The sequence below is a fragment of the Deltaproteobacteria bacterium genome (genome assembly GCA_018668695.1).
Taxonomy (GTDB): domain Bacteria; phylum Myxococcota; class XYA12-FULL-58-9; order XYA12-FULL-58-9; family JABJBS01; genus JABJBS01.
Genome location: JABJBS010000105.1, coordinates 1 through 5,527, shown reverse-complemented (window position 1 = coordinate 5,527; position 5,527 = coordinate 1). Strand labels below are relative to the sequence as shown.

Genomic DNA, 5,527 nt, shown 5'->3' with positions numbered 1-5,527 from the left:
CTCCATTGATGTCTTTGAGATCCAGGCGCAGTCGAATAATGGCTTGGCGCATCGCGACATTATGGGGGAATCTGGTCCGTAGGCTTTCATATTCGATTAGCGCATCAGCGCGACGGCCTGTCTTTTCAAAAATGGTGGCTCGCATAAATCCGCCACGGCGTGCGGACTTGGAGCTGCCCTTTGTTAGATTGTTGGCGTGGAGGAGAGCCTTTTTAAATAATCCCCGGTTTACTAAACGGCTTGTGAAACGGTACTCAAGTTCTTCATTATTTGTTACTTGTTCCATGCCGTTTTTAAGAGTGGTGAACAATTCCTCCCAACGATCCAGGGTTTCGAAAACGGATGCGAGTTGAAGGTAGCCTTTATGTTGGTGCGGCATTAAGGCAATGGCGTCTTGAGCGTATCGAATTGCTTCCGTTCCGTTATTTTCAAGAACCGAAATCTGTGAACGTTGAAGAAGATACCGGTAAGAGGGCGTTTTGGTATTGAAAACGGCGGATTCAGAAAGTTGTCTAGCTAATGCAGGAGCACGGGCATTGATTAAGTACTGAATCAATTCATGACCAGATTTGGCGTCTGGTGGATTCAATGTTGCGATTGCGGTGACTGCGCCTGTTTTTTTATAGATATCTTCGGCAATGTTGTTTGCTCGATACGGACTGTATTTTAGAGCCAATCGATACTCTGTAATTGCTTGAGCAGGCGCACCGAGTTTGATGAGGATTCTTGCAGCATCAATATGCGTAGGTGCAAATCTTGGTCCCAGATACAATGCTCTATTGAGCCATTTCCGGGTTCGGGTTGTAGGACCCTCCATCTGGAAGAGGCGATGTGTTGTTATATATGCAGCAAAATAATCAGCGGGATGAATTCGGCAGATTTCTTTGGCGAGTGTCTCAACCTCGTTCGCATTCTTAAGGTTAATTATATCATTCGAAAATTGCGTGACATGCTTACGAATTTCTTGATTAACCGCTGTGCTTGTAGCGGCGGCGAGTGCGATTATACCAGCGAGTGTTATAGCCAGCCCCGCGCTTTTCGGCATGGATATTTTTTTGCTTTTGTGTTGAGAAGGCCTACGTTTATCACTGCTCTCTAGTGCACTGAGTAGTACGACGACCGTCAAAGCAACGGCACTCATTTCGAGGCTGAAGTCGATTAGATTGTGGATAAAGAGAAAAAGAACCCCAAAAAGGGCGGCCAAAAACTCCGGTTTTTCGATGAATTTCTTAGCTGTACTGAACCAAGAGTAGGTGAATCCCAAGATGACCGGGAGTGCCCCGATTAGCCCCCAATCAGCGACCAATTGAAGAATGCCATTTTCAAAGTGAGTATAGGTACGGTCCGTGGGGAGTTCTGAGTAAAATGGGTAGTAGCTTAAAAACGCGCCCTTTCCACACCCAAGAATCAAACAGTCGTCGATAATCTTGGTTGCAACCGGCCATATCGCAAATTTTTTGTGAGTGTCGGCGTCAAGGGTCGACAAGAGCTCCAGTCCAACCCGTTCGGGGACAAGCCAGGCGAGGAGTAGGAGGCCCGCTGCGACAAAGCCTATGATCCATAATATTATTTCGGGACGGGTTGAACGAGCACTTCGTTTTTGAACCCAGATGATAAAGGGTAGCCCAACGATAAGAAAGATGGCGAATAAAAGTGTGCCGCCTCTTGAAAGTGAAAAGACGACACCGGCTGAACAGGCAATAAATATAAAACCACTTAGAAAGCGCGAGAGTCGGTCTTTACTGAAAACTAGACCCAGTGCACAAAAGGCAGCCAAGCCAAGGTAGCCGGCCATGTGGTTGGCGTTGATAAAAGATGACGGGAAGAACTTATCTGAGTTGCCGTAGTGGTTAAATGTGATGACCCAATTGAGTAAGAAATGAATGACTCCAAGTGCGACAACAGCGAGGCCGGAAAAGGCTATCAGCCATAAAACCTGCCTTCGTCTTCGATTACTGCGAAGAATATTTCCGGCAAGCAGTGCTCCTGAAAAGTAGAGAATCATTTTAATGAGCTCATGAGCGGTGCCGGGACGGTCCAGGCTTAGTGAGGCCTGGGTTACATCGAGTCCAAATTGAAAATCACTGGCGGGCTTCGATATGGATTCGAGTAGGGGCATTGGCAGCGGTATTAATTGGAGACCGGTGATCAGGATTGCCCAGGCCATTAGCCAGGTTATGAGAGTAAAGGATAGTTGTTTCTTTTTGGTTGAGAAACAGTAGAGCGCAAGAGCAGTAAGGGTAATACCACAGGCTACAACATTGATGATCGGAAAAGAGCCGGCAAGGGCGAGCGGTAGACCCAGCACGATAGATATCATCAGGATGAAACTTATATCTCGAAAATCTCGTGGCTTAGAGTCGAGAATCGTCATTGTTCATTGCCTATCGGTTATTTTTTCCACGCAGTATTCTGTACGTATCTTACTTCTCTAAAAAACTCGGCTACCTCACGTGGGTCTGGCTTTGCGTCGGGCTGCGGAGCGCAGGGCTCGCACACATAAGCAACCAAATGATGGTCCTGGCTATAAGCTTTGCGGAGCGGTCGAAAGCCGACACGCTTTAGAAGAAGTGCCGTGGTTTCTTCGGTAAACGAGTACGGGTGGTCAACCTTCGTTGCACTCTCGACGCTCCAGTTTTTGAGATAAGCTGCTCGAAAATCAACGATGTCAAAAAGAAAGAGGCCATCGTCTTTGATGATTTCACGAATCTTAGCCATGGCTGTTTTAACATCCAGCAAATGGTCGATTGTTTGAAAGAGCCCGATGATATCGTACGATTTAGGGGCGCAGGGCCATTCTTCGAAAAGCGCGGTTACTGTTTCAATGCCCAGTGCATCGGCTTCAGCGATCTCATCAGGTGCAGGGTCTAGGACGGTAGACTTAAGACCAAAGCATTTGGTGAAATGTTGGGCCACAACGCCTGTGGAACCACCGATGTCGAGAAAAGTCGAGCTTTCTCTACCTTGGAGATACGGCTTGAAAAATCGTTCCATCTCTTCTGAGTAATCTTGTTGCTCAGCCATAATGTTTTGGGCGTCGATAAGTCGACCGTGATACGCGCTAACCAATGGCCTATAAACACCTTCGTAAAATTCAGCATAACCTTCATTGCCCATTCTGGGATTGAGCATGGTAAGTGCACAAGTGGTGCAAGAGGTGGTTTGTGCAGGGTACCCATAGCGATCGTGATGGGTCAGGACCATCCAGTTATCGTTTCCACAAAGATGACAATTTTCCACAAATTGTTTTTCTTTAGAGCCATAGTCGTAGTTAAGATTGGCGATGCGCTCTGGTCGCGTCATTGATGAATTAGACATACCTGAAGTCCTTTTGGCTTAATTTTCTCGATTGTTTGTGAGTGCGTCGATAACACGATTTGCAATGAAGATCTCGGTTTTTACGAATGACTCGAATGTGTTCCCGCCTATATGGGGAGTAATGATTAGATTCTGGGATTGGTTTGCAAACTGAATCAGAGGGTGGTCAGCAGGGACGTTGGGTTCTGCGGCTAATACATCTAAAGCGGCTCCGGCAATGGTCTCGCTCGTGAGAGCATTGAGAAGGGCCTTTTCATCAGCGATGCCGCCTCTTGATGTGTTTATGAATACCGCAGTATTTTTCATACGCTTAAATTCATTGGCGCCAATCAAGTGATGTGATGCTTCGCTGTAGTCTACGTGGAGACTAACAATATCGCTGGATTCAAGGAGTGTTTCGAGGCTAACGGATTGAGCGTGAGGATGCTCAAAAGGGCGTATGTCGGTAGCGATGACTTTCATGCCGAGCGTGTGAAAATAATCGGCGACAATGCTTCCCAAACGACCCATGCCAATAATGCCAGCGGTTTTTTCGTAGAGTTCGTTGCCGCGAAACAAATCACGGGTCCACTCTCCCTTACGCACAGAGTTTTGGGCGGCGCTTGTTTTGCGCATCAATGCCATGGTGAGACCAATGGTGTGCTCAGCTGTAGCACGAACCTTTTTTAAGAACTCGCGCTCTCCCTTTAGACAAACAACCTGAATATTATGTTTGGCGCAGGCATCTAGGTCGATGTGGTCAATGCCTGTAACGGGTGTGGCGATAATCTTAGCTCGTGGCGCAGGCCCCAGAGTTTCGCTGTCTATTTTTTCAGACAATCGAAACCAAATTACATCATATTCCTGAAAGGCGTGATGAAGCTCGACCCCGTGGCATTCTTTAAGATCAAGACTGCCAACCGATTTGAGCAGGGTCTGCGCTTCGGTGCAGAAGTCTTCTGGCTCTGCCACGAGAATACGTGGTCTTCTGGACGTCATGATCTAGAGATTTTCCGATTGTGCGAATGCGAGATGTTTTTGAATGTAGGGTTTAATTTCTGTCAGTTTTTGAGCGACGCGTTTAGAGACGTGCCCATCGCCGTAAAGCGAACTGGGTTGGTAACGTCCGTGGTCAAGCTGCTTGCGGATGCCGTTTACGATTGCATCTTTTTCCATCGGGAGCCTGAGGACGTGTTCATCGGCTTCTCGAAGATTTTGTCGGTTGCCAAGCAACGCGACAGGTGTGCCGAAGTAGCCCGCATCGCGAACAAAGCTGCTAGAATTCCCTACGCAACATGTCGCATTGGCAAGAACCCTTAGGTAATCGTCGGGCTCTAGATTCGTCAGGATACGAAGTGGTACACCGTTTTTGGTATCGCGGAATATACGAATAGCCTTATTGATATGGCCGGAACCGGCATCAATATTTGGCCAGAGCATAACCGTCTGTAATTCAAGTTCTCGTAGTGCCAACAGAAGCGTATCGATTTGGCCTTCTTCCCCACCGTATTCGGTGGTGGTGGGGTGAAAAACGGTAAGTAAGAATGGAGCATCGAGATCGATTGATACGCCGGATCCACGGCCGTTGATAACGGCTGGGTCAAGCTTAGAATCGATGGTACGAGCCAAGTCACTGCTTGGGCACCCAACGTCTAAGATATGGTCCGGGTGCTCACCCATACGAATAAGATATTCGCGGGCCCGTGGTGTTGCGGGGACATGGTACTGGGCAAACTTCGTGATGGCGTGACGCGCGCTTTCATCAATTGAACCGCTGACTTCCCCACCTTGAACATGAACAATACAGACATTCATGTAGGCGGCCGCAATGGTTACAGCGAGCGCCTCATAGCGGTCACCGATCATCAAGAGAAAGTCCGGTTTGAGCCGTCGCAATTCGCTTGAGAATTCAACAATGCCAAATCCAATGGACTTCGCCATCGTTTCAGGTGTTGAGCCTTCAAGTTCCATATAAACACGACCACTGATCTCAAAACCATCTCTGATTACGACATTGGCTGATTCGTCAAAACGCTCCAGCACCATGGAGCCAGAGACCAGAACCTGAAGTTCCAGATCTGGGTGGTCTTTAACGGCTTGCATCACAGGCTTGAGGCGTCCGTAATTCGCGCGGTCTACGAGAGGAACACATATGGTATATTTGTTACTCAAAATGTTGCTCCTCAAGAATCGTGTTCGCTGGAACATCGGTTCGTAATGTTTTTCCGAT

At 47.8% G+C, this 5,527-nt stretch carries 4 protein-coding genes; all 4 read right to left on the bottom strand.

All coding sequences use genetic code 11. The annotated features are described in order from the left end of the window. A partial coding sequence (locus tag HOK28_06095; GenBank protein ID MBT6432644.1) for a hypothetical protein occupies positions 1 to 2,374 on the bottom strand: 2,374 nt, incomplete at its 3' end. Between the two features lie 17 nt (positions 2,375 to 2,391). Then, positions 2,392 to 3,318, bottom strand: a complete 927-nt coding sequence (locus HOK28_06090; GenBank protein ID MBT6432643.1) for a class I SAM-dependent methyltransferase — start codon at positions 3,316 to 3,318, stop codon at positions 2,392 to 2,394. A gap of 18 nt (positions 3,319 to 3,336) precedes the next feature. Next, positions 3,337 to 4,296 (bottom strand): hypothetical protein, encoded by a 960-nt coding sequence (locus tag HOK28_06085; protein ID MBT6432642.1) that lies wholly within the window; start codon positions 4,294 to 4,296, stop codon positions 3,337 to 3,339. Positions 4,297 to 4,299: 3 nt separating this feature from the next. Further along, positions 4,300 to 5,505, bottom strand: coding sequence for a UDP-N-acetylglucosamine 2-epimerase (hydrolyzing) (neuC, locus tag HOK28_06080; GenBank protein MBT6432641.1), 1,206 nt, complete (start codon positions 5,503 to 5,505; stop codon positions 4,300 to 4,302). Positions 5,506 to 5,527: the final 22 nt, after the last annotated feature.

Coding starts and splice junctions, on each gene's coding strand:
- HOK28_06090 (MBT6432643.1), bottom strand. CDS start 3,318: ATGTCTAATTCATCAATGACGCGACCAGAGCGCATCGCCAATCTTAAC.
- HOK28_06085 (MBT6432642.1), bottom strand. CDS start 4,296: ATGACGTCCAGAAGACCACGTATTCTCGTGGCAGAGCCAGAAGACTTC.
- neuC (MBT6432641.1), bottom strand. CDS start 5,505: ATGTTCCAGCGAACACGATTCTTGAGGAGCAACATTTTGAGTAACAAA.